The sequence below is a fragment of the Bradyrhizobium ganzhouense genome, assembly GCF_049949285.1.
GTDB classification, from domain to species: Bacteria; Pseudomonadota; Alphaproteobacteria; order Rhizobiales; family Xanthobacteraceae; genus Bradyrhizobium; species Bradyrhizobium ganzhouense.
The window spans coordinates 2,446,748-2,469,973 of sequence record NZ_CP181318.1 but is presented as its reverse complement, the minus strand read 5'-3'; the positions used below and the strand labels follow the sequence as shown (position 1 = coordinate 2,469,973).

Here is a 23,226-nt window from a genome sequence, read left to right as displayed (position 1 = left end):
CTGGAGAAAAAGCGATGCGTTCCATTTTGGCTTTGAGCCTTTTGATCGCCCTGGGCGGCGTTGCGAACGCAGCGCCGGCGCACCACACCCACCGGCACGCTGTGGTTCGCGCCAATCAGGGCACGTTCGCACCGGGCTCCGCTTCGAGCTTTGCGTACGCGCCACCTCGGCCGCCGACTGAAGCCCGGTCCACCTCCTCCTGTGACCAGCCAGAAGCGTATTACGGCGCTTGTCAGGGTTATGCGCCTGGCGAAAAGGAGCGATTTCTGGGCAGCTTGCACGGCCCATAGACGCTTGAGCCGCTTGCGGCCGGCGCATTACGTCCATCCCGCCGGCGATGCCATCGGGGCGAACTGACTTCGACCATCAATCCAGCGGAACGTTCGGATTGGTACCTTTGGTGATAATGCCGCCGCGGTTGCCGATCTCGATCGAGCCATAGCGCTGCTTGAAGCAATCGGGCAGCGGCCGGTCACCTGCCATGCTGAGCCACAGGCGCAGCAAATGACGCTTTTGGCTTGCGTTGGGCCAATCGCGGAATCCGGTCCGATCATGCAGCAGAGCGTGATTGTAGACGAACTGCATGTCACCCGGCTGAAGCCGCATGCCAAAATGCAAGCTGGAGTCATTTGCGAGCGCGTCGAAGAGATCGAGCGCCTCGACGTGAGCCGGCGTCAGCCTTGGCGCATCGGAAAAGCGCTGCGCACTGTCGATATACTGGCGCTGATAGAACCCGGTCAGGAACCCCGCGTGCCAATTCAGCACCGGGATTTCAAGATACGGCTTTTCGTTCTCCGGCACCTCACCGCGGCGGTCCGTCGCGATGGGATCAAACAGGAGAGCGGCAAGGTCGGGACGCCGGTCAAACATCTCGTTGTAGATGGTCGACGTGCTGACAAGGAGGGAATCCCCTCCCTCCATCGCCTCGCGAATGCATAACAGTCCAACCACGTCGGACGAATCCGTGTGGAATGTCTGCCGTTCCGACGTCTGATAAATCCGGGTGTTCGGATCCCTGGCATCGGCGCCGATGTCACGGACGTGACCGAGAATGTGACCCGCCGCATTCTGGGACCGCGCCGATCCCAGATGCGCGCCCACCCCGCAAAATATCGTCGCCGCAAGCTCCTGGCTGTAATTCGCCACCGGCAGGCCGCGGATCACTTCGAAGCCGAGCCCAGTCAGCAGCGTCGCCTTGAGCTGCTCCAGGTGCGCGCCGAAGCGCGGAAGCGGAAAGCTTTCCCTGGTGATGTCGGCGATTTTCCTGCTTCGACCAAGATAGGATTTTGCCGCGCTCTCAAGCTCCGCGATCTCGCTGGCAGTAAGCGACATCAACCATCGATCAGGATTGGCTTTCATCTCGGCGCCCAGCCAGGCGGATGGGATGTCGATCTTCCCGGGAGGGCGATTGATCCCGCTGGGCGCTGAGACCGCATTCATGATTTTGATTCCTGAGGAGATTAATCGCCAGACGCGGCGTCGCGCTATCGACGATATTGTGCCGACAGCATGTTTGCAACTTGGCCAAGCGCAACGCGCTGTTCAACAGCTCAACGACCCGGGCGATGCGATCGGCTACAGCCAGCCGGGCACGCCATCGACTTTCATCGTTTCCAGTTCAGGAAGATCGAATCCGAAATGCTCCGCGACGAGCAGGCGCAACGCCTTGCGGTCGGTCAGTTGAACGGGTTTGGCAGCGCCATCGCGGATGAAGTTGACGTCCTGGTTCGTGATATTGATGCGGCCTTCCTTCGTGACGGCGCTGGCGACAAGGTTGTGCGTGTAGAAGGAATTCGGGTGACTGACGAGATAGTAGTGCATCATCTCGAAATCGACCGGATACTCCTCCTCCATCTTGGATATCCATCCCCGTGTCTCCGCGCCGTTACGCAACAGGCAGAAGAGAATCCAATCGGTCCCTTCGTGGGCGAGCCTGTGAGTCGGAGCGCTGACCGGCACGGGAGTGCCGTCAACGGGTATCGGGTGAGGGCAAGCAAAGGGACCGAAGCCGGGATCAACCACGTAAGCGGCGCCATCAACCGTCACCGAGAGAAACATGTGCTCCCGCACGCTCTCATGACGTGGCTTGAAGAAAACGACCCGGGACGAGTGCCTGGCCGGGTTGAAGCCGATCGCATGCAGGGCGTTATACATGAGCGTTGCATGTTCGACGCAATGTCCGCCACGCCGGGCAGTGATGAGCTTGGCGTGCAATCCTTCGGGATCCAGCCTGATCGGACGGCCGAGCAAGACGTCAAAGACTTCGAAGGGGATGTTCGCGACGTGGGCCGCGAGGATCCCTGCCAGGGTTTCGAAGACCGGTGTGCGCGGGCCAGTGTAACCGATACGGCCGAGGTAAGCGTCGAGATCAAAAGTATTCGTCATCCTGCTGAACATCCTGATGCAAAGAGATTACTGACCGGCACGCGAGCGCGCCATCGTCATGCCAACCGCCACCTGGGCATCCGACACTCGCTCGGGCGGTCGACGCTCGACAATCAGTCTGAAAATGTCCGGACGCGAATGGTGCCCGCCGACATCAGCAATCGCTTTTGCAGCGCGCACGGCTTCCGCCGCGTTTTCGGCTGTTCCGATCATTCCACTCTCGGCCGGACCTGAATGACCTCCCTCTCGGATCAATAATAAATCTGTCGCCGATGGCGGCAAGCCTCTGGCTAACACCTCTCTGGCTAACATCTGGGACGCTCGCGGACATCACGGAATGTCACAGAAGGGCCAGAGCCGAGCGCCCTCCAAATTGCCGGTATCGGCATGTTATGATACAACTCTGAGCTGTCGGGACGGCTGTTCCGTCCCGGATTTGGGGAGGCACCTTATGAGATCGTCATTAGGCTTCGCCGTGCCGTCAGTCGTCGTTACCCTGTCAACTGTCTTGCTGTGCAGCAGCGCGGCGATGTCGCAACCCACGCCAAACGCCTCGCTTCCCGCCGTCTCGGTCGAAGCGCCAAAGGCAAGACCGACTGTTGTGCCGCGGCAGGGGCCAACGACCGTGACGTCCCACCACCGGACATCCGGCTCATCATCAGCTCAAAATCCGAAGTTCGCCCCGGATTCGACATTGGGGAGGCTTGCGAAGCTGGAGAGAGAAGCCCGTAGCTGCAACGGTGGTTGCGAAACAAGTTTCAGGGTCGGCAACGCCCCCTGGATCGGATGTAACCTTGCTGCCGGGGGGTATGATAGCAGCAACTTCTCGCCAACGTGCACTGACACGCTCAGCTACAACACCTACGCGCAGTGCGTAGAGACCAAGGCTTTCCTTGGCGCGCAACCCAGAGAATCTCGGTGGATTTGCACCAGCCTGCTGGCCGGGGGCAAGTTGCCCGGCGAAAAGCGAGTCGCCGAAATCAAGCCATCGGTCCGCCGCTAGTTCACGTCGCCCGGCGGCTACATCAGAACATAGGTTAGCATGGCTCGAACGTTTCGAGCCATGCGGAATGCTCGCTTCGGGGCATGAGCACAGGTCGGACACAGTGCCGGCAGCGTGTGCGTCGGCCAACCCGAGCCATCAAGCTATCAGCGCCGCCCCGTCATCGCGCTCAACTCCGTCTTGACGCGCGCCACGGACTTCGGGCCATCCGGGTCGGACGGAACGAGCTGCGCGTACGCTTCGAAATCGGACAAGGCCTCCGGCAGGCTGCGCTTCTTCTCCCGCGCCACGCCGCGGTTGTAGTAGGATTTGGCAAATTTCGGATTGAGCCGGATCGCTTCATTGTAGTCTGCGATGGCGCTGTCGACGTCGCCCTTGGCAACGAAAGCGTCGCCGCGGTTGTCGTAGGCTTCGACATATGTCGGATCGAGGCGGAGCGCAGAATCGTAGTCGCCGATGGCGCGATCGCGGTCGCCCTTGGCCATCCAGGCGTTGCCGCGGTTGCTGTAGGCTTCGACGTAGTTCGGATCGAGCCTGATAGCCTCGTCGTAATCGGCAATGGCGCGGTCGGCGGTCCCCTTCCTCGACCAGGCGACGCCGCGGTTGTTGTAAGCCCTGGCGTGGCCAGGATCGATCCGGATGACCTCGCTGTAATCGGCGGCGGCGCGATCGAATTCGCCCTTGGCCTGCCACGCGTTGCCGCGGTTGAAGTAGGCCGCGACGCGCTTGGGGTCGACCCGGATCGCCTCGCTGTAGTCGGCGATGGCGCCGTCGAGGTCGCTCTTGTTTTTATGTTCGACGCCGCGGTTCAAGTAGATCTTCGCAAGCTCCTCGCCTTTGAACTGGCCCGACGCAATAGCGCGGGAGCATGCCGCGATGGCGGCGTCGCCCAATTGCCGGGCGCAGATGTCCACATCGTCTGCGGCAGCCACCGTGGGCAAGCCGGCGAGAGCCAGCACGGTCAGCCAAGGAAACGACCGGCATAGTGTGGAACGCGTCTGCATCACATGTGGCTTCCGCAGTCGACGGAGATGATAGCCGTTTGCCATTCCCCTGGGCACTGATCCCCGCCTCCTTGGTCGGCGGCGCAGCTCGACTGGTTCGTTAACCATGGCCGAGTGGAACTTCGATTTTCCATCAGTATTTCACAGGGTGTTGCCTGAAGTGCACAGGTATCGTCGCGTACTTGTGGTTAGATAAGCCCGCGGGCTAACGGGAGATGGTCTGTGAGGGCGTGGGTTCCTGCTGTTATCGCTACGATCGTGATGACTGGTTCGGTCAACGCGGCCGATCTTGCGCCCGTGTACAAGGCGCCTGCGGGAGCGGCGCCGGTCGCCTACAGCTGGTCCGGGTTCTACCTGGGCGGAAATGTGGGCGTCATCTGGAACGACAGGCGGGCGGACCCGGTGTCATTCACGACCACCGGCGTTGACTTTCCCGGACGCCAGGCCGTTGGCCAATTCCCGAGCTTCGATGTCCGCGATACCGCTTTCACCGGCGGGGCTCAGGCTGGATACAATTTCCAGTTCGGCTCAAATTGGGTCGCGGGTGTTGAAGCCGACATCAACTACAGCGGTCTGAAGAAGACCGACACGCGCGTGTTCCCGGTGACCCCTTTCATCGGCGGCGGCTTGATCGACGCCAATACCGAATCCGCGACCCAGAAGCTGGGCTGGCTTGGGACCGTACGCGGTCGCCTCGGGTTTACGACCCTGAACAACAGGTTGCTTGCGTTTGCGACCGGTGGCCTCGCCTATGGCCAGGTCGATGACAGCATCTATACCATTGGCGTGCCGAACGGCGCGGGCCCATTTCTGATCAGCGCCAGCTCGTCGGCGGTTCGCGTCGGGTGGACGGCAGGCGGCGGCCTGGAGTACGCATTTGCGAGCAATTGGAGGGCCAAGGTCGAATACCTCTATTACGATCTTGGCACGCGAAACCTCACCCTGGATTACGCCCCGATTCCGGGCGATGCGAACAACACCATCACGTACAGATTTCACAACAACGGCAATCTGGTGCGCGTCGGCCTGAATTACGGCTTCTAGAGATCAACGAGACCCTAAGCCGAATCCTTGTTTAGACGTTCCGGATGGCAAAGGCTGCAATTGACGCGACAGCCTTGAGCAATCATGCCCGCTCGGCGAAGCCGCTCTGTTTTCCGGAGGGCCTCTGCATAGCTCGGAAACTCCTCCCAGAAATAAGTGCTGCCGCGGCCAACGCGGATATGTCCCTGCTGCATTCCCTGGCCATTTCGGCACGCTTCGCAGTCCTGGTGGTGGATACGGACGCGCTTGAGCATCGTGTCCCAAAATACCCAGAACATTGGCTGTCCTCCCAGGCCTCACGCTGGAATCTTGTCCGGGCAAATCCTTCCTGACACCATGCCCGATGGCCCATTCCCACTGCCAATTGCCAGCAAAAATCGGCCTCAACTCGGGGCTGGCTGAGCTGAGGCCAATTTGCTGGACTGACGGGCTTTCACCAGACCAGGAACGTCAGAATGCGCTACAGGCGGCACTCCATACCATTGGCCATCCGATCTACCTCGGAATTTTCCGAAAGTTCCGAATCGCGCACCAGCTTTTGCTTGCGCTGTGTCGTTGACCATCGGTGCCTCAACCCCGCCTGACGCCAAGGCCCCCTACCCGATCACCTGCCTCGCCGCCGCTGAGATCATCACCAGCCCGCCGGTGATCACCGCGACGTCGAGGATCGCGGTGTGGATGTGCACCGGCATCCGCTCGACAAAGGCCTTGGCGAGGAACGCGCCGGGGATGGCGATGCCGCCGATCAGAAGTGCGAAGGCGAGCACCTGCGCGGTGACGGCGCCGGCGAGGCCGAAGATCGAGATCTTGATCAGACCGGTGCCGAGCGAGATCATCGCGTCGGTTGCGATCACGGCGGCGCCCTCAAGGCCCGCGGCCATCAGCAGCGAGAGCAGGATCACGCCGGAGCCTGAGGTGCCGCCGACCAGCACGCCGTAGCCGACGGATCCCGCCGCAAGGCCGGTGTCGCCGATCTTGACCTGGCGGCGGCGCAGCACGCGGCGGAGCGGCACGCTGAGGATCAGCATGGTGCCGATCACGAGCGCAGCCCCGGCATTGGTGAGCCGCGTATAGCCATAGGCGCCGAGCGCGGTGGTCAGCGCCGCGCAGACCAGCACGATCAGCGCGCGGCGGCGGTCGGCATAGCGGAGATAGGCAATTGCACGGCTGGAATTGGTGAAGAGGGCGGAGATCGCGATGATCGGCACCACCGGCTCGGCACCGACCAGCGGCACCAGCACCAGCGGCATCAACGCGCCGGTGCCGTAGCCGGCGAGACCACCGATGATCGACGCAAACAACGCCATCATCGCGACCAGCAGAAGCTGAAACATCGAGATGTCGGCGAAGCCTGAGACGATGGTCACGTTCTCTCGTCGCGGCTGACGCGTGCCGCAGCTTGATCGGCGATGGAAGCGAGTGCGGCTTCCTCTAATGGAAAATCCGCCGCCAGCCAAGCGTCCTCGGCGAGTGTCAACACATGGCCGAGCGCTGGTCCCTCGGCCATTCCGCGCGCGATGAAGTCGGCGGCTCTCAGCGGGAATTTCGGCGCGGTCCAGCGTTGCGGCAGCTCGGCGAGCTCGCGCCAGCGCGACGACGTTACGTCGCCGCCGGCCCTCGCCCAGGCCAGCAACACACGATCGTGATAGCGCTCGGGCCCCAGCCGGTACACCAGCCGCCGCGCATTGGCCTCGTCCTTGATGGCGAAGCGCCACCAGCGATGGCCCATGGAATCCAGCGCCTTGGCCTCCGCGTTCGACAGCCGCAGGCGGGTGGCGAGGCGCTTGGCGTCTTCGGTGACGGCCACCGTCAGCGCGGCGAGACGGCGCGTGCTGCTCGCCGGCAAGCGCAGCTCTTGCTCGATCGCGATCATCGCCGTCAGCGGCCCGGTATAGGCAACGCCGCCGATCAGCGCCTGCAGCAAGCCGGCATCGGCCATCGCAAGCGCGGCTGCGGATGCGCCGCCGGCAACCAGCAGTTTCAGCATCTCCATGCGCACGCGCTCGGCAGACAGCGTGGCAAGGCCGGCGCGACCACGGATGCAGGCGAGGTAGCCGTCGCGATCAGGCTCGCCGGCGCCGAAGGCGGCATGGATGCGGAAGAAGCGCAGGATGCGCAAATAATCCTCGGCGATGCGCTGGTCGGGCTCGCCGATGAAGCGCACGCGCCGCGCCCTGGCATCCGCGATGCCGCCGACATAGTCGTAGACCACGCCGTTCGCATCGACCGACAGGCCGTTCATGGTGAAGTCGCGCCGCTCGGCGTCCTTCAGCCAGTCACGGCCGAATACGACCTTGGCCTTGCGGCCGAAGGTTTCGGTGTCCTCGCGCAGCGTCGTGACTTCGTAAGGCTCGCTGTCGATGACCAGCGTGACGGTGCCGTGGTCAATGCCGGTCGGCACGCTCTTGATGCCGGCGCTTTTCGCACGCCGCACCACCTCGTCGGGGCGCGCCGTGGTCGCGATATCCGTATCGCCCGGCGGCAGGCCGAGCAGCGCGTTGCGGACGGTGCCGCCGACCACGCGCGCTTCCTCGCCATTGGCGTTGAGCAGTTGCAGGACGCGCGCCGTCCCGCCTGAGGTCAGCCAGGGCGCACCAGCAAGTATCGGCTCCGCGCTCATCGTCCGGCCCTTATCTTTCCATTCAACTGTCCCTGCCCGGCACGAGCTTGCCGTTCTCGATATGGGCGGGAACGTAAGTCGAGTTCGGCGCGGCGCCGGAGAAATGCGCAAGGCCAATCAGTCCGGCGATGACAAGCACCAGCGCCACCAGGATAAGCCGCGCGACGACGGTGATCGGCCAGGACGATTGCACGAACAGGCCGGACCGCGTGGCGGCCAGGAACAGCGCATAGACGGCAAAGGGGATGAGGAAGATTCCGATCTCGGTCAGAACCGGCCGGATCATGACGAGTAGATCCGCTCATACAGCACACGCAGCATTCCGGCCGTCGCACCCCAGATGTAGCGCTCCGCAAACGGCATCGCATAGTAAAACCGCTCCATGCCGCGGAATTCCTTGCTGTGCACCTGGTGGTTCGCCGGATTCATCAGGAAGGATAGCGGCACTTCGAATGCGTCATCAACCTCGGAATGATTGATGGTGAGCTGAAAGCCCGGCCGCACCCTGGCGACCGTCGGCAGGATGCGAAAGCCGAACGCCGTGCCATACAGATCGAGATAGCCGATCGGCTCGACGAAATCGCGCGACAGCCCGACCTCCTCCTCGGCCTCGCGCAGCGCGGCGTCGAGCGGTGAGGAATCGGTCGCGTCGATCTTGCCGCCAGGAAAAGCGATCTGGCCGGCGTGATCGTTGAGGTTCGCCGAGCGCTGCGTCAGCAGGATGGTCGGCTCGGGACGGTCGACCACCGCGATCAGAACCGCTGCGGGGCGCACCGGCTGCTCGCGCGCGACGATCTCGAGCATCTTGTCGGTGCCGGGATCGCCGGAGGCGGGGACGATATTCGGATCAAACAGGCCCGGCGGAACGTCGAAGCCAAGCCTCGCCTTGGTGCGGGCAAAGAAATCCGCCGCGCGGAAAGCGACGGGCTCGCTCTCCTCGCTCTTGGACTCGCTCCTGGAGATAGGCTTGTTCAAAGCGCGGCCCTCACCTGCTCCGCGTCGGCCATGGCGAAGAACTCGCCGGCCGACTCGACGCCAAACATCGGCTGGCCATCGACCATCCGCTCCTCGCCCATGTCAACCAGATCGTAATAGAGCGCACGCGTGACCTTGGCCCAGAGGTCGGCGCGGACATGCAGGTATGGCGTCAACCCGCCGTCCCTGGCCTGCGCGAACCGGAGCCGGTGCGCGGCGTCACAGGTGACCCAGTCGTCGACATTGGTGCGGAAGCTGAGCACGCGATGGTTGTCCTCGCCATCCTTGCGCATCTCGACCGCCATGAACGGTGCGTCGTCGACGCGGATGCCGACCTTCTCCACAGGCGTGACGAGGAAATGCTTGTCGCCTTCGCGCTTCAGGATGGTCGAGAACAAGCGCACAAGCGCGACCCGCCCGATTGGCGTGCCCATGTAGAACCATGTACCATCGATGCCGATTCGAATGTCGAGATCGCCGCAAAACGGCGGATTCCACAGATGCACCGGAGGTAGTCCTTTTTTGACGCCTTCGGCATTGGCAGCACTTTTGGCGGCGGCAGTCAGCCCCTCAAGACCGCGATCGGCGCTCTGCCCTTGGTTCGCCATGGTTTGCCCTGACTTTGTCATTTCGCACGGATGTCGTTTGGCACGATTGGTGCAGGTCTACGTTGTAAATCGGTGCGCGGTTCCACTCCGGAATAGTCCGGTGTGGAGGTCGCCACTTCGTGATGCCCTACATAACCCTAAGCCGATAAGGTGGGGATAGGTTAATTCAACGAATACATGGCCTTCCTGCAAGTCTAGCATGAGGCCCAAGACGACGTGAATGTCGACGTGAAATGACGACGCAAGATAGCCGCGTGGCAGGCTTAAGGAGCTAACGGATGGCGGAAAGTGTCGAGAAGCTCGAAGACGGCATCGTCCGTTCGGCCGAGCAGGTGTCGAGCCAGGTGCGCGCGGCGAAGGACGCGATCGCATCGGTGATCTTCGGCCAGGATCGCGTGATCGAGAACACGCTGGTCACCATCCTCTCCGGCGGCCATGCGCTCCTGATCGGCGTGCCTGGCCTCGCCAAGACCAAGCTGGTCGAGACGCTCGGCGTCACGCTCGGTCTCGATGCCAAGCGCATCCAGTTCACGCCTGACCTGATGCCGTCGGACATTCTCGGCGCCGAGGTGCTCGACGAGAGCACCGCGGGAAAACGCTCCTTCCGCTTCATCTCCGGCCCCGTCTTCGCGCAGTTGCTGATGGCCGACGAGATCAACCGCGCCAGCCCGCGCACGCAATCGGCGCTGCTGCAGGCGATGCAGGAGCAGCACATCACCGTCGCCGGCGCGCGCCACGATCTGCCAAAACCGTTCCACGTGCTGGCGACGCAAAACCCGCTGGAGCAGGAAGGCACCTATCCGCTGCCCGAAGCGCAGCTCGACCGCTTCCTGATGGAGATCGACGTCGATTATCCCGATCGCGATGCCGAGCGGCGCATCCTGTTCGAGACCACCGGCGCAGAGGAGACGCTGGCGAAGGCATCATTGACGGCGGATGCGCTGATCACGGCGCAGCGGCTGGTGCGGCGCCTGCCGGTCGGCGATTCCGTGGTTGAAGCCATCCTTTCGCTGGTGCGTTCGGCCCGTCCGGGTCCGGACAGCGGCGAGGCCGGCAAGTTCATCGCCTGGGGCCCTGGCCCGCGCGCCAGCCAATCCCTCATGCTCGCCGTACGCGCCCGCGCGCTGATCGACGGACGCCTCGCGCCCTCGATCGACGACGTGCTCGACCTTGCCGAGCCGATTCTGAAGCACCGCATGGCACTGACGTTCCAGGCGCGCGCCGAGGGACGCACGATTCCGGACGTGATCCGGCAATTGAAGACACGGATCGGTTGATGGCCGCAGAGACCGGGCACACAGCAAGGGAGACACTAGCGATCCGACGTGCCGATGGCGAAAGCCGTACGCTCGCCGCTTCGCTGCCGCGCCTGGTGCTCGAGGCCCGCCGCATCGCCGCCAATGTCATCCACGGCCTGCATGGCCGGCGACGCGCCGGCTCAGGCGAAAATTTCTGGCAATACCGCCGCTTCGTGTCGGGCGAGCCGTCGCAGAATGTCGACTGGCGCCGCTCGGCGCGTGACGACCATCTCTATGTCCGCGAGCTCGAATGGGAAGCCTCCCACACGGTCTGGATCTGGCCCGACCGCTCGCAGTCGATGGCGTTCGCCTCGAAGACCGCGCGTGAATCCAAATTGGAGCGTACGCTGATCGTCGCCTTCGCGCTGGCCGAGTTGCTGGTCGCGGGCGGCGAGCGCGTCGGCATTCCCGGATTGATGGCACCGACCGCAAGCCACAGCGTCATCGACAAGATGGCGCAGGCGATGCTGCATGACGATGCCGACCGGCTGAGCCTGCCGCCGTCCTTCGTCCCTGCCGCGCTGGCCGAAACCATCGTGCTGTCGGACTTCTGGTCGCCGATCGCGGAGATCAGGACCACGCTCGCGGGGCTCTCCGGCTCCGGCGCACATGGCACGCTGGTGCAGATCGTCGATCCCGCCGAGGAATCGTTTCCCTATTCCGGCCGCGTCGAGTTCGTCGAGCCGGAAGGTTTTGGCGTGATCACCGCCGGCCGCGCCGAAAGCTGGGCAGAGGATTACACCGCGCGGCTGGCGCTGCACCGCGACCAGATCCGCGCCGAGACCAACAAGCTCGACTGGCTGTTCACGACGCATGCGACCGACCGCTCGGCCGCCGAGCTGCTGCTGTTCCTCCATGCCGGCCTGCAGGTGAGCAAGTCAGGCGCCCGCATCACCTCGATCAAGGCGGGGCCGGTCGCATGATGGGATTGCCGCTCGCCTTCACCGAACCGCTGCTCCTGATCGGCCTTATCAGCCTGCCGATGCTGTGGTGGCTGCTCCGCGTGATGCCGCCGCGGCCGCGCCGCATCGAATTTCCGCCGACACGCCTGCTGTTCGACATCGCGCCGCGGGAAGAGACGCCGTCGCGAACGCCGTGGTGGCTGACCGCGCTGCGCCTGCTCGCCGCAGCGCTGGTGATCTTCGCCGCCGCCGGCCCGATCTGGAATCCGCAGACGGGCCTGGCCGCCAGCAAGGCACCGCTGATGATCATGCTCGACGACGGCTGGAGCGCCGCGTCGAACTGGGACACGCGGATCCGGGCCGCCGACGAGTTGATCGCGAATGCCGACAACGACCGCCGCGCGATAGCGCTGGTACCGCTGTCCGAGCCGAACCGCGACATCACGCTGATGCCGGCGGGCGCGGCGCGCGTTGCGTTGCGGCAGATCGTGCCAAAGCCCTATTCGATCGAGCGCGTTGACACCCTCACCGCGATCGATCGCTTCCTGAAAGCGACCGGCGACTGCGAAATCGCCTGGCTGTCCGACGGCGTCGACACCGGCCGCGGCGACGAGTTCGTAGCTGGGCTCGGCAAGACCTTAGGGGATCGCAGCTTGACGGTGTTCGAAGGCGGCACCTCGTCCCCGCTGGCGCTGGTCGCGGCGGAGAACGCGGCTGCGAAGATGACGGTGAAGGTGCTGCGCACCGACAGCGGCATTGCCGCTGGCACCGTGCGGGCGCTGGACCAGAAGGCCTCGCCGATCGGCGAGGCGCGCTTTACGTTTGGCCTGCAGGACAAGGAGACCGAGGCCGCATTCGACCTGCCGGTCGAGCTGCGCAACGATATCTCGCGGCTCGAGATCTCCGGCGAGCGTTCGGCCGGCGCGGTACAGCTGCTCGACAAGCGCTGGCGGCGGCGCGCCATCGGCATCGTCTCGGGCGCAAGCAGCGAGACCGCTCAGCCGCTGCTGGCGCCGGCTTTCTATCTCACGCGCGCGCTGGCGCCGTTTGCCGACGTGCGGCTCGCCGACAAGGGCTCGCCGCAGCAGGGCATCACCCAGTTCCTCGACCAGAAACTGCCGATGATCATCCTCGCCGATGTCGGCACGGTCGCGCCCGAATTGCGCGAGCGTCTCAACGCCTGGATCGACCAGGGCGGCGTGCTGGTGCGGTTCGCAGGCCCCCGGCTGGCGCAGGCCGAGGACGATCTCGTCCCGGTCAAGCTGCGCAAGGGCGGCCGCACGCTCGGCGGCAGCCTGACCTGGGAGAAGCCGCAGCATCTCGCCGCGTTCGCCGCCGACGGTCCGTTTGCCGGCGTTGCCGTACCCAAGGATGTCACCGTGAACCGGCAGGTGCTGGCCGAGCCCGATGCGGTGCTGGCCACCAAGAGCTGGGCCTCGCTCGAAGACGGCACGCCGCTCGTCACCGGCGAGCATCGCGGCAAGGGGCTGGTCAGCCTGTTCCACGTGAGCGCCGACATGCGCTGGTCGGATCTGCCGATGTCGGGCACCTTCGTCGAAATGCTCAGACGCGTCGTCGACATGTCCGGCTACACGTCCAAACCCGGCCCCGGCGTCGCTGGCGAAGCCAGCACCGAGACGCTGGCGCCGCTGCACATGCTCGACGGCTTCGGCGCCTTCGGCCCGCCGCCGGCGACCGCCAAGCCACTGACGGCTGATTATCGCGACCGCGCCACGTCGGATCATCCGCCCGGCTTCTACGGTCCGGCAGAAGGACCGCTCGCCGTGAACACGCTCGCCGCCGCCGACCGCATCGCAGCCCTCAACACCACAAGCCTGCGCGCCCGGCACGCCACCTACACCAATGCCGAACCGCGCGACTTGCGCGGCTGGCTGCTCTCGACCTCGCTCGCCCTGTTCCTGGTCGACGCCATCATCGTGGCGCTGCTCGGCGGCGGCCTCGCCGCGCTGCTGCGCCGCCGCGCTGCGCCCGCCATGATCCTGCTCGGCTTCGTGCTCGCAGGCATCGCGGTGCTGACGCCGACGCCGTCGCACGCCGACAGCGCGTCGGACGAGTTCGCGATGAAGTCGACGTCGCAGACCCGCCTCGCCTATGTCGTCACCGGCAATGCCGACGTCGACTCCATCGTCAAGGCCGGCATGTCGGGCCTGACGCTGTTCCTGGCGCAGCGCACCGCGCTCGAGGCCGGCGATCCCGTCGGCGTCGATCCCGCACGCGACGAGCTCGCGTTCTTCCCGTTGATCTACTGGCCGATCGTGCCGGGCGCGCCGAAGCCGCCACAGGACGCCATCAACAAGATCGACGCCTACATGAAGCAGGGCGGCACCGTGATCTTCGACACCCGCGACGCGGTCGAAGCACTGCCCGGCGAGAATGGCGCTTCGCAGACGCCGGGCATGCAGGCCCTGCGCGAGATTCTCTCATCGCTCGACGTGCCCGAGCTCGAGCCGGTGCCGCGCGAGCATGTGCTGACCAAGACCTTCTATCTCTTGCGCGACTTCCCCGGCCGCTTCAACGCGGGCCAGACCTGGGTGGAAGCACTGCCGCGCGAGGACGACGACGAGAGCGCGCAGCGCCCAGCACGCGGCGGCGACGGCGTCTCTCCGATCATCATCACCTCCAACGACCTCGCAGGCGCCTGGGCACTTCGTCCCGACGGCCAGCCGATGCTGCCGCTCACGCCCGGCGAACCGCGCCAGCGTGAATTCGCCTACCGCGCCGGCGTCAACATCGTGATGTACACGCTGACCGGCAACTACAAGGCCGACCAGGTGCACGCACCGGCGTTGATTGAACGGTTAGGCCAATAGGATCGATATGAATTACGGCATCGCGTTCACGCCGCTGGTTCCCGCGATCGTCCTGTGGATCGCGCTCGCTGCGATCGTGGTCATCGCGTTTCTGCTGCTGCTTGCGCGGGCGCGCGGCGCGGCGGTGCGCGTGGCAGCACTGGCTCTGTTCCTGCTGGCGCTCGCCAATCCCTCCTTCACGCGCGAGGACCGCGATCCCCTCACCTCGGTTGCCGCCGTCGTCGTCGACAAGAGCCCGAGCCAGAATTTCGGCAAGCGCAATCAGGAAGCCGCGAAGGCGCAGGAGGCGCTGGTCGACAGCCTGAAGAAGATCAAGGGACTCGAGGTGCGCGTCGTCGATGCCGGACAGGCCGACGGCGAGACCGACGGCACAAAGCTGTTCGGCGCGCTGGCCTCCGCGCTGTCGGATGTGCCGGTTGACCGCGTCGCCGGCGCGTTCCTGATCACGGACGGCCGCGTTCACGACATCCCCGCCAACGCCGCCGCGCTCGGCTTCCAGGCGCCGGTGCAGGCGCTGATCACCGGACAGAAGGACGAGCGCGATCGCCGCATCGCGATCACCGCGGCACCCCGCTTCGGCATCGTCGGCCAGAACCAGACCATCACCTACAAGCTCGACGACCAGGGCGTCACCGGCGAGCGCGCCAAGGTCACGGTCCGCCGCGACGGCGAGGTCATCAACGAGCGCACGCTCTCGAGCGGCCAGACCGCCAGCGTCGACGTCGAGATCAAGCATGCCGGTCCGAACATCGTCGAGATCGAGGCCTCGCCGCTCGAGAGAGAATTGACGCCGGTGAACAATCGCGCCGTCGTTGCCATCGACGGCGTGCGCGACAAGCTGCGCGTGCTCCTGGTGTCCGGCGAGCCGCATTCCGGCGAGCGCACCTGGCGCAACCTGCTGAAGTCCGACGCCAGCGTCGACCTCGTGCATTTCACCATTCTGCGTCCGCCGGAGAAGCAGGACGGCACGCCGATCAACGAATTGTCGCTGATCGCGTTTCCGACCCGCGAGCTGTTCCAGCAGCACATCAACGAATTCCAGCTGATCATCTTCGATCGCTACGCCCGCCAGGGCGTGCTGCCGATCGCCTATTTCGACAACATCGCGCGCTATGTGCGCGCGGGCGGCGCCGTGCTGGTATCGGCCGGCCCCGACTATGCCTCAAACACCAGCATCTGGCGCACGCCGCTCGACACCGTGCTGCCGGCAGAACCCGTCGGCGTCACCGAGAAGCCGTTCTATGCGCATCTCTCCGACATCGGCAAACGCCATCCCGTCACGCGCGGGCTGGAGGGCTCGGCCGACGATCCGCCGCACTGGAGCCGCTTCTTCCGCACCGTCGAGACCCGCAATTCGGTCAACCCGCCGGTGATGACGGGCGCGGACGGCAAGCCGTTGCTGTTCCTCTCCCGCTTCGGCGAAGGCCGCGTGGCGCTGCTGCTGTCCGATCACATCTGGCTGTGGGCGCGCGGCTATGAGGGCGGCGGTCCGCATCTCGATCTGCTCAGGCGGATGTCGCACTGGCTGATGAAGCAGCCGGATCTCGACGAGGAAGCGCTGCGCCTCCAGGTCCAGGGCAAGGATCTCGTCGTCGTGCGCCAGACCATGGCGGACAGCGTCCAGCCGGTGAGCGTGACCTCGCCCTCCGGCGTCTCGCGTGATCTGACGCTCAGCCCCGGCGATCCCGGCGAGTGGCGCGCCAGCCTTCCCGCGAGCGAGCTCGGCCTGTGGCAGGCGACTGACGGCACGCTGAAGGCGCTGATCAATGTCGGCCCGACCAATCCGAAGGAGTTTTCGGAAGTCACCTCCACCACCGAGACATTGAAGCCGCTGACCCAGGCGACCGGCGGCAGCGCCGTGCGGATCGCGGATGGCGGAAGCGTCGAGCTGCCGCGCATCGTCCCGGTGCGCTCGACCAGCGTGTTTGCCGGCGACGGCTGGATGGGCGTGCGGATGCGCGACGCCAGCGTCGTCAAGGGCGTCGGCGTACTGCCGATCTTCGCCGGCCTGATCGGCCTGTTGCTGCTGCTCGGCGCCTTCGCCGCGACCTGGGTGCGCGAAGGGCGCTAGTTGCCCGAACGACACATTGAGCAACGGTCCGCTTGGGCCGTTGCAGCGGCGGTTGACATCCGTTCAACGTTCCTGCGATGTTACATTATAACATCGCGACGCCCGGTCGGCGCCTCGCGATGCGGGGTGGCATTTTGAGATGAAGTGGTTCCGGTCGAATATCAGGCACGGCGCCCGGCTCGCGTTGTTCGCGATGCTGGTGCAGTTCGCGCTGACCTTCGGTCATAGCCACTGGTTCGCGCAGGCAGCGCCCCTCGCGCAAGGCCAACTGACCGACAGTGCCAAGAACAGCGTTGAGAGCATCGCGTCGGCCGACCGCGTAGCGGTCCAGAAGCAGTCCCCGACAAACCCCGATCGCGAACAGCCGGGCGACGACAATTGCGCGATCTGCGCACTTGTCGCGATGGCCGGCACGATCACGTTCGCGATGCCTCCTTTGCTGTTGCTGCCGCAGGCGGTCGAGCTGCTCTACCGCACCACCGATGCCGAATTCCTCCATCTGGAATCGGCCGGCACCGCGTTCCAGCCGCGCGCCCCTCCCGCCTCCTGATCCCCATCGATTGAGCTGCCAACGGAATCGGTCGCGCGTCTAAGCCGATCCCGCCGGGCTATCGAAATTGATCCGTCGCGTGTCGACGGCGCGTGCCGCCTGCAAGTGCTCCGAATGAGTGCGGCGGTCCGCGATCGGAAATCAGGACAATGGTGTCTTCAAAAGCAATCTTGGCGGGCTCGAGCCTCGCCGCACTCACGCTGTTCTATCCCGGCGGCAGCGCCATGGCGCAGACGACGGCGCCGGTCACGACGCTGCCGACTGTCGAAGTCGATGCGCCCAAGCAGACGCAGGCGCCGCGCCGCCCCAAGGTTCGCGTCGCCGTCGCCAAGCGGCGCGCAACGCCGCAGGTGCACCCGCAGACCGAGGCGCCCGCCGCCGTCGAGGGTCCGGGCGAACGGCTCGACGCCGCGCGCCAATCGATTCTTCCACCGGGCGGAGCTACGGCCCACACACTCACGCACCAGGCGATCGAGGCGCTGCCGCAGGGCAGCAATGCTTCGCTCGACAAGGTGCTGCTGCAATTTCCAGGCGTCACCCAGGATTCGGCCGCGAGCGGCGATCTTCATATCCGCAACGAGCACGCCAACCTGCAATATCGCATCAACGGCGTGATGCTTCCCGATGGCGTCGGCGCGTTCGGGCAGATCCTCGACACCGGCATCGTCGGCAGCCTGAGCCTGCTCACCGGTGCGCTGCCGGCGCAGTACGGCCAGCGCACCGCCGGCGTGCTCGACATCCAGACCAAGGCCGACGCCTTCAACAATTCCGGCGTCGTCGGCGTCTATGGCGGCAGCCACGGCACCATCTCGACCAATGTGGAATATGGCGGGACGGTTGGACAGACGCAGTATTTTCTGTCGGGACGCTTTCTCCAGAACAATCTCGGCATCGAAAATCCGACCCCGTCGGTCAATGCGATCCACGACCGCACCAACCAGGAGAAGGGATTTCTCTATCTCTCGACGATGATCGATCCGAACAGCCGCCTCACCTTCATGAGCGGCGTGTCGAATGCGACGTTCCAGATCCCGAACAATCCCGGCCAGACGCCTGCTAACACCGCATTCGGCGTCTCGGATTTCGACTCGTCCCGGCTGGGCGAGCACCAGAACGAGTTCAACCAGTTCAACGTCGTCTCCTACCAGACCTCGAACGGCGAGTTCGACACGCAGACCTCCTACTTCAACCGCACCAGCCTGCTGCATTTCTATCCTGATCCGATCGGCGATCTTGTGTTCAACGGCGTGTCCTCGGACGTCTATCGCCAGAGCGTGGTCAACGGCATCCAGCAGGACACCGCCTGGCGCATCGGCTATGCGCACACACTGCGGTTCGGCCTGTCGGTGAGCGCGGAGCGAACGCTGGTCAACAGCGGGACGACGGTGCTGCCGCTGGCCGATCCCACCGACCCGACCGCGGGAACGATCGACGCGCCGTTCTCGGTGTTCGATTCCAGCGCCAAGACCGGCTGGCTGATCGGGACATATGTCCAAGATGAGTGGAAGATCACCAACAACCTGACCCTGAACGCCGGCCTGCGCTTCGACCAGATGTACCAATTTGTCGATGCGAACCAGCTCAGCCCGCGCGTCAGCCTGACCTGGAAGCCGTTCGAGGGCACCACGTTCCACGCCGGCTATGCCCGCAACTTCACCCCGCCCTCGCAAGTGATCGCCACGCCCGTCAATCTGGCGCTGGTGACCCCGCCCGGCGCGCCAGCCAACACGCAGACGCCTGAAGTCGCGCAGAACAGCCCGGTGCTGCCGGAACGGTCGCACGTGTTCGACATCGGCGTGGTGCAGAAGGTCTATCCGATCCCCGGTCTCGAGGTCGGCGCCGACGCCTATTACAAGAAGGCGCGCGACCTGCTCGACGACGGCCAGTTCGGCGCGGCCTATGTGCTGAGCGGCTTCAACTACGATCGCGGCGAGAATGTCGGCGTCGAGCTGAAATCGACCTACAAGAACGGCAATTTCAGCGCCTATGCCAACCTCGCCTGGGCCAAGCAGATCGCAACCAACGTCGTCTCGAATCAGTATCTGTTCGCCGCCGATGACCTCGCCTATATCGCGAGCCATTACATCTACACCGACCACGCGCAGATGCTGTCGGGGTCGGCCGGCGCCTCCTATCTCTGGGAGGGCACGCGCTTCAGCGTATCGATGATCTACGGCAGCGGCCTGCGCTCGGGCTTTGCCAACACCGATCACCTGCCCGGCTACACGCAGGTCAATTTCGGCCTGTCGCACGACTTCAACATCGTCGCGCCGAACAAGCCGACGACGGTGCGCTTCGACGTGGTCAATGCGTTCGACACGATCTACCAGATCCGCGACGGCTCCGGCATCGGCGTATTCGCTCCGCAATACGGACCGCGGCGCGGCTTCTACGTCGGCATGTCGCAGCGGTTCTAGCCGTGCGGCTTTCCTGCGTCGGGGCCTGCGGGCCCCGACGCAGCCAGGAAGCGGTTCACCTGCGATAGGCGACGCAGTCGATTTCCACCTTGCAATCCACCACCATGCTCGACACCACGCAGGCCCGCGCCGGAGGATTGGCGCCGAAATATTCGGCGAAGACCTTGTTGAAGCTTTGAAAGTCTCTGGGATCGTCGAGCCAGACGCCGCAACGCACGACATCCTTGGCCTCAAAGCCGGCTTCAGTCAGGATCGCGAGCAGGTTGCGGATCGCCTGGTGCGATTGGGGGATGATGCCGCCCTCGATCACCTCGCCGTTCTCCATCGGCGTCTGTCCCGACACGTAGAGCCAGCCGTCGGCCTCGACCGCGCGGGCAAAAGGAAGGTGCTGGCCGCCGGTGCCGGTGCCGCCGGCCGCGCCATATCGTTTCAGCGTCATGATCTCGTCCTGTGTGATGACTATGTCAGGGCCCGGCCCGGCCGCGCGAAGGTGCTGCGTCCGTCGGTGACCACGGCCTCGCCTGCGACGAAGACCGAACGGATGCCAGCGGGCATTTCCGTCGGCGTCTCGAACGTCGCCTTGTCCATGATGGTATCGTCGAACAGCGTCAGATCCGCGACCATGCCCGGCCGCAGGATGCCGCGGTCGGACAGGCCGAAGCGCTGGGCGGGCATCGCGGTCATGCGCCGCACGGCATCTTCCAACGTCAACCAGCCTTGCTCGCGCGTCAGGCGGCCGGCGACGCGCGGGAAACTGCCATAGGCGCGTGGATGCGGCTTGGTGCCCGGGCGCGGAATGCCGTCGGAGCCGACCATGTGCAGGCGATGGGTGAAGGCCGCGCGCAAATCGGCCTCATCGAGCTGGAACATGATGATGCCGGTCTGGCCCTGGTCCTCCTCGATGCACCGGACCATGAGATCGAACGGCGAGATGCCGAGCTCGCGCGCGGCATCGACCATCGACTTGCCCTCGAGCGGCTTCAGCGCGGGATTGCCGGTGCCGGAGATGCGCACATTGTGCCAGCCGATCAGCACGATCTTGGACTGCGCGGCATGCGGATCGGGGTCGCCCTCCTCCACCAGCACGCGCAGCGCCTCGCGCTGGGCCGGATCGCGCAGCCGCGCGCGTAGCGCGTCGATGCCGCCTTCGAGCGCCGCCGGCGGCAACAATTGCAGCATGTAGGAGCTGCCGGCAGGATACGGATACATGTCGAACGAGATATCGATCCCCTCCGCGCGCGCGGCCTCGAGCCGGTCGAGCGCCTTGGGGATCGCGCCCCAGTTCGGCTTTCCTGCCGACTGCAAATGCGACAGCAGCCCTGCCGCTCCGGAGGCGCGCAGGATCGCGATGAACTCGTCGATGGAATTGAGGAGGCCCGCTTCATAGCTGCGGATATGAGCGGTGAGCAGCTTGCCGTGAGCCCGCACCGTCTCCGCCAGCGCGCACAGCTCATGGGTGTCGGCAAAGGCGCTCGGCGGATAGACGAGCCCGAGCGACAGGCCGGCAGCGCCCTGCTTGAGTTGCTGCGCAAGCAACGCCTGCATCGCCGCGATCTCCGGCTCCGTCGCCGTGCGGCGGTCGTAACCGAGCACGGCGAGCCGGATCGCGGCATGTCCGACCAGCGAAACAAGGTTGAGCGCCACGCCTGGCCCTTCCAGGGCCAGCCGGTAGCCGTCGAAGCTGTCGAAGACTTCGTTCGGCCGGGTTTCGCCGGCGAGACCCGAGAAATGCAGCCGCAGCATCTCGGCGGAGCCTGCGGTCGCAGGATACAGCGAGAAGCAGCAATTGCCGACCACGAGCGTGGTCACCCCCTGCAACGCCTTCTCGGGCCTGTCGGGTTCGCGCAAGCAGATCAGGTCGTCATGGCAGTGGGCGTCGATGAAGCCGGGCGCGAGATAGCATCCGCGCGCGTCGATGATGTCGGCCTGCTCCGCCGGCAGGGAGGCGCCGATCGCCGCGATACGGCCATTGCTGATGCGCAGATCCGCCTCGAACCACGGCGCGCCGGTGCCGTCGATCAGCCTGGCATTGCGGATGAGCGTGTCCTTGCTGTTGGAATTCTGGGGCATGCCCCTCTCCTCAGTGAACATGCACGGCGCCTGGAGGCGCCGCCTCTTCGAAATCCGGAATCGACTCGATCCGGCCGAGCACCACGACATAGAAGAAGATGCCGATCAGCAGCACGACACCGGCGATCATGAAGGCACCGGCAAAGGATTGAGTCCAGTCGACGACGATACCAGTCACGATCGGTGCGAGCACACCCATCATGTTGTTGGTGAAATTCAGAATGCCGCCGACGGTTCCCGCCCCGCCCTTCGGCGCGATCAGCGACACGATCGAGGACCCCACCGGCGCCGCCGCTGACAATCCCGAGATCGCGATCGACAACCACAGCAGCGCCCAGCCCGGCTTCACGGTGAAGGCGGCGCCGATCACGGCGAGCCCCATCAGCATGCCGACGATGATCACCGACTGGCGCACCCGTGTGCTGTCGTAGCCGCGGGCGATCAAATGATCCACCAGGAACCCGCCGATCAGGAGGTCCGACAACGTTGCGAAAATCCAGGGGATCGTCGAATAACCCGCGGCCGACATCAGGTTCATATGCATGGTCTGCGCGAGATAGCCCGGCAACCACGTGAGGAAGAGATAGAAGGTGTAGCCATAGGCGGAGAACCCGATGGTCAGTCCCCAGACCTTACGGTTGCGCAAGAGGTAGCCGAGCATGCGGCTCTGCCCCGCCGTGGCCGGACCTTCCGGCGTGCCGCCGCCGGCAACGATGTAGTCATGCTCCGCCTTGGAGAGCTTCGGATCCTCGCTCGGATTGCGATAGATGAGGTAGTAGGCGACGAAATACAGAAAGCTCAGGAACGCGGTGACGCCAAAACCCCAGCGCCAGCCGTAGAGAAAGATCACATAGGCGACCAGCGGCACGCCGATCACGTTGGAGAATTTGGCGGCGGAATCGAAGATCGCAGTCGAGCGCGCGCGTTCGTCGAGCGGGAACCAATGACCGGTAGCCTTCTGGCTTGCCGGAAAGGCCGGTGCTTCCGCGACGCCGAGCAACAGGCGCGCGCCGGCGATGCCCCAAAGTCCGCTGGCGAGCGCGGTGATGGTGGCGGCAACCGCCCAGAGGAAGCTGCTGGCGCGGCCGACCATGGTGACTCCGAAGCGGTCGAGCACCATGCCGCCAGGGACTTGCAGCAGCGAATAGGTCCAGAAGAACGCGCTGCCGAGCAACCCGATGTCGGTCGCGGTGAGGCCGAGTTCCCTGGTCAGCTCGGGCGTCGCGGCCGAGAGCCCAACGCGATCGATGTAGTTGATGAGAATTCCGACGCCGAGGAGACAACCGATCAGCCAGCGTCGCCCGGGTACCTGTTGGGTTGCATTCGCCATTTTGAATCCTCGCCTGGAACGCAGGATCGCGTCTCTCGCCCCGACATGGGAACGGGAGAACCTCATCGCGCCTGCAATTACGTTGTCTCTTATAGTGGACAATATTATCTTATAGCGA

At 64.8% G+C, this 23,226-nt stretch carries 20 protein-coding genes; 7 read left to right on the top strand and 13 right to left on the bottom strand.

The genetic code is table 11. The features are described 5' to 3' along the window. Nucleotides 1-366: 366 nt before the first annotated feature. The 4 genes from ACLFLU_RS11305 to ACLFLU_RS11290 form a co-directional block, all read right to left on the bottom strand. Complete coding sequence (locus ACLFLU_RS11305; RefSeq protein ID WP_426413967.1) at nt 367-1,332, bottom strand: TauD/TfdA family dioxygenase; 966 nt, start codon at nt 1,330-1,332, stop codon at nt 367-369. Between the two features lie 243 nt (nt 1,333-1,575). After that, nucleotides 1,576-2,385 (bottom strand): arylamine N-acetyltransferase family protein, encoded by an 810-nt coding sequence (locus tag ACLFLU_RS11300; protein ID WP_426412264.1) that lies wholly within the window; start codon nt 2,383-2,385, stop codon nt 1,576-1,578. A 27-nt stretch (nt 2,386-2,412) separates the two neighbouring features. Next, on the bottom strand, nt 2,413-2,598 hold the full coding sequence (locus tag ACLFLU_RS11295) for a hypothetical protein (protein ID WP_426412263.1): 186 nt from the start codon (nt 2,596-2,598) through the stop codon (nt 2,413-2,415). A 936-nt stretch (nt 2,599-3,534) separates the two neighbouring features. Then, nucleotides 3,535-4,392, bottom strand: a complete 858-nt coding sequence (locus ACLFLU_RS11290) for a tetratricopeptide repeat protein (RefSeq protein ID WP_426412262.1) — start codon at nt 4,390-4,392, stop codon at nt 3,535-3,537. Nucleotides 4,393-4,614: 222 nt separating this feature from the next. On the opposite strand from ACLFLU_RS11290, the gene ACLFLU_RS11285 reads away from it, so the two are divergent. After that, the gene (locus ACLFLU_RS11285; RefSeq protein WP_426412261.1) at nt 4,615-5,436 is read left to right on the top strand and encodes an outer membrane protein; all 822 of its coding nucleotides are present in this window, start codon (nt 4,615-4,617) and stop codon (nt 5,434-5,436) included. Between the two features lie 14 nt (nt 5,437-5,450). On the opposite strand, the gene ACLFLU_RS11280 is transcribed toward ACLFLU_RS11285, so the two are convergent. The 6 genes from ACLFLU_RS11280 to ACLFLU_RS11255 form a co-directional block, all read right to left on the bottom strand. After that, a complete protein-coding gene (locus ACLFLU_RS11280; RefSeq protein ID WP_426412260.1) occupies nt 5,451-5,714 on the bottom strand; it encodes a hypothetical protein in 264 nt (87 codons plus the stop codon). 318 nt (nt 5,715-6,032) lie between these two features. Further along, the gene (locus ACLFLU_RS11275) at nt 6,033-6,803 is read right to left on the bottom strand and encodes a TSUP family transporter (RefSeq protein WP_426412259.1); all 771 of its coding nucleotides are present in this window, start codon (nt 6,801-6,803) and stop codon (nt 6,033-6,035) included. Beyond that, the gene (locus ACLFLU_RS11270; RefSeq protein ID WP_426412258.1) at nt 6,800-8,056 is read right to left on the bottom strand and encodes a CCA tRNA nucleotidyltransferase; all 1,257 of its coding nucleotides are present in this window, start codon (nt 8,054-8,056) and stop codon (nt 6,800-6,802) included. Before ACLFLU_RS11270 ends, ACLFLU_RS11275 begins: the two co-directional genes overlap by 4 nt. 22 nt (nt 8,057-8,078) lie before the next feature. Beyond that, nucleotides 8,079-8,342 (bottom strand): DUF6111 family protein, encoded by a 264-nt coding sequence (locus ACLFLU_RS11265; RefSeq protein ID WP_426412257.1) that lies wholly within the window; start codon nt 8,340-8,342, stop codon nt 8,079-8,081. Next, complete coding sequence (locus tag ACLFLU_RS11260; RefSeq protein ID WP_426412256.1) at nt 8,339-9,031, bottom strand: CoA pyrophosphatase; 693 nt, start codon at nt 9,029-9,031, stop codon at nt 8,339-8,341. The genes ACLFLU_RS11265 and ACLFLU_RS11260 overlap by 4 nt, the downstream gene beginning before the upstream one ends. Continuing rightward, on the bottom strand, nt 9,028-9,639 hold the full coding sequence (locus ACLFLU_RS11255; protein WP_426412255.1) for a DUF1285 domain-containing protein: 612 nt from the start codon (nt 9,637-9,639) through the stop codon (nt 9,028-9,030). Before ACLFLU_RS11255 ends, ACLFLU_RS11260 begins: the two co-directional genes overlap by 4 nt. Before the next feature lie 278 nt (nt 9,640-9,917). Between ACLFLU_RS11255 and ACLFLU_RS11250 the strand changes: the two genes are divergently transcribed. The 6 genes from ACLFLU_RS11250 (at nt 9,918) to ACLFLU_RS11225 (ending at nt 19,708) form a co-directional block, all read left to right on the top strand. Further along, a complete protein-coding gene (locus ACLFLU_RS11250) occupies nt 9,918-10,916 on the top strand; it encodes an AAA family ATPase (RefSeq protein WP_426412254.1) in 999 nt (332 codons plus the stop codon). Then, nucleotides 10,916-11,860, top strand: a complete 945-nt coding sequence (locus ACLFLU_RS11245; RefSeq protein ID WP_426412253.1) for a DUF58 domain-containing protein — start codon at nt 10,916-10,918, stop codon at nt 11,858-11,860. Before ACLFLU_RS11250 ends, ACLFLU_RS11245 begins: the two co-directional genes overlap by 1 nt. After that, nucleotides 11,857-14,670, top strand: a complete 2,814-nt coding sequence (locus tag ACLFLU_RS11240) for a DUF4159 domain-containing protein (protein WP_426412252.1) — start codon at nt 11,857-11,859, stop codon at nt 14,668-14,670. Before ACLFLU_RS11245 ends, ACLFLU_RS11240 begins: the two co-directional genes overlap by 4 nt. Before the next feature lie 7 nt (nt 14,671-14,677). Further along, entirely contained in the window at nt 14,678-16,741 is a 2,064-nt protein-coding gene (locus ACLFLU_RS11235; RefSeq protein ID WP_426412251.1) for a hypothetical protein, read from the top strand. A 139-nt stretch (nt 16,742-16,880) separates the two neighbouring features. Beyond that, nucleotides 16,881-17,291 carry a DUF2946 domain-containing protein gene (locus tag ACLFLU_RS11230; protein ID WP_426412250.1) on the top strand — a complete coding sequence of 137 codons (411 nt, stop codon included), beginning with the start codon at nt 16,881-16,883 and terminating at the stop codon, nt 17,289-17,291. A 149-nt stretch (nt 17,292-17,440) separates the two neighbouring features. Continuing rightward, nucleotides 17,441-19,708 carry a TonB-dependent receptor gene (locus ACLFLU_RS11225; protein WP_426412249.1) on the top strand — a complete coding sequence of 756 codons (2,268 nt, stop codon included), beginning with the start codon at nt 17,441-17,443 and terminating at the stop codon, nt 19,706-19,708. Nucleotides 19,709-19,763: 55 nt separating this feature from the next. Here ACLFLU_RS11225 and ACLFLU_RS11220 read toward each other — a convergent pair whose 3' ends face one another. Genes ACLFLU_RS11220 through ACLFLU_RS11210 form a run of 3 tightly spaced genes read right to left on the bottom strand, consistent with a single transcriptional unit; the run spans nt 19,764 to nt 23,108 of the window. Further along, nucleotides 19,764-20,147, bottom strand: coding sequence for a RidA family protein (locus ACLFLU_RS11220; protein WP_426412248.1), 384 nt, complete (start codon nt 20,145-20,147; stop codon nt 19,764-19,766). A gap of 20 nt (nt 20,148-20,167) precedes the next feature. Beyond that, nucleotides 20,168-21,778 (bottom strand): N-acyl-D-amino-acid deacylase family protein, encoded by a 1,611-nt coding sequence (locus ACLFLU_RS11215; RefSeq protein ID WP_426412247.1) that lies wholly within the window; start codon nt 21,776-21,778, stop codon nt 20,168-20,170. Between the two features lie 10 nt (nt 21,779-21,788). After that, complete coding sequence (locus ACLFLU_RS11210) at nt 21,789-23,108, bottom strand: MFS transporter (protein ID WP_426412246.1); 1,320 nt, start codon at nt 23,106-23,108, stop codon at nt 21,789-21,791. Between the last annotated feature and the right edge of the window lie 118 nt (nt 23,109-23,226).

Excerpts from the sequence above, each read along its gene's own strand:
- ACLFLU_RS11305 (WP_426413967.1), bottom strand. The coding sequence starts at position 1,332 with ATGTCGCTTACTGCCAGCGAGATCGCGGAGCTTGAGAGCGCGGCAAAA.
- ACLFLU_RS11300 (WP_426412264.1), bottom strand. The coding sequence starts at position 2,385 with ATGACGAATACTTTTGATCTCGACGCTTACCTCGGCCGTATCGGTTAC.
- ACLFLU_RS11295 (WP_426412263.1), bottom strand. The coding sequence starts at position 2,598 with ATGATCGGAACAGCCGAAAACGCGGCGGAAGCCGTGCGCGCTGCAAAA.
- ACLFLU_RS11290 (WP_426412262.1), bottom strand. The coding sequence starts at position 4,392 with ATGCAGACGCGTTCCACACTATGCCGGTCGTTTCCTTGGCTGACCGTG.
- ACLFLU_RS11280 (WP_426412260.1), bottom strand. The coding sequence starts at position 5,714 with ATGTTCTGGGTATTTTGGGACACGATGCTCAAGCGCGTCCGTATCCAC.
- ACLFLU_RS11270 (WP_426412258.1), bottom strand. The coding sequence starts at position 8,056 with ATGAGCGCGGAGCCGATACTTGCTGGTGCGCCCTGGCTGACCTCAGGC.
- ACLFLU_RS11265 (WP_426412257.1), bottom strand. The coding sequence starts at position 8,342 with ATGATCCGGCCGGTTCTGACCGAGATCGGAATCTTCCTCATCCCCTTT.
- ACLFLU_RS11255 (WP_426412255.1), bottom strand. The coding sequence starts at position 9,639 with ATGGCGAACCAAGGGCAGAGCGCCGATCGCGGTCTTGAGGGGCTGACT.
- ACLFLU_RS11250 (WP_426412254.1), top strand. The coding sequence starts at position 9,918 with ATGGCGGAAAGTGTCGAGAAGCTCGAAGACGGCATCGTCCGTTCGGCC.
- ACLFLU_RS11245 (WP_426412253.1), top strand. The coding sequence starts at position 10,916 with ATGGCCGCAGAGACCGGGCACACAGCAAGGGAGACACTAGCGATCCGA.
- ACLFLU_RS11240 (WP_426412252.1), top strand. The coding sequence starts at position 11,857 with ATGATGGGATTGCCGCTCGCCTTCACCGAACCGCTGCTCCTGATCGGC.
- ACLFLU_RS11235 (WP_426412251.1), top strand. The coding sequence starts at position 14,678 with ATGAATTACGGCATCGCGTTCACGCCGCTGGTTCCCGCGATCGTCCTG.
- ACLFLU_RS11230 (WP_426412250.1), top strand. The coding sequence starts at position 16,881 with ATGAAGTGGTTCCGGTCGAATATCAGGCACGGCGCCCGGCTCGCGTTG.
- ACLFLU_RS11225 (WP_426412249.1), top strand. The coding sequence starts at position 17,441 with ATGGTGTCTTCAAAAGCAATCTTGGCGGGCTCGAGCCTCGCCGCACTC.
- ACLFLU_RS11220 (WP_426412248.1), bottom strand. The coding sequence starts at position 20,147 with ATGACGCTGAAACGATATGGCGCGGCCGGCGGCACCGGCACCGGCGGC.
- ACLFLU_RS11215 (WP_426412247.1), bottom strand. The coding sequence starts at position 21,778 with ATGCCCCAGAATTCCAACAGCAAGGACACGCTCATCCGCAATGCCAGG.
- ACLFLU_RS11210 (WP_426412246.1), bottom strand. The coding sequence starts at position 23,108 with ATGGCGAATGCAACCCAACAGGTACCCGGGCGACGCTGGCTGATCGGT.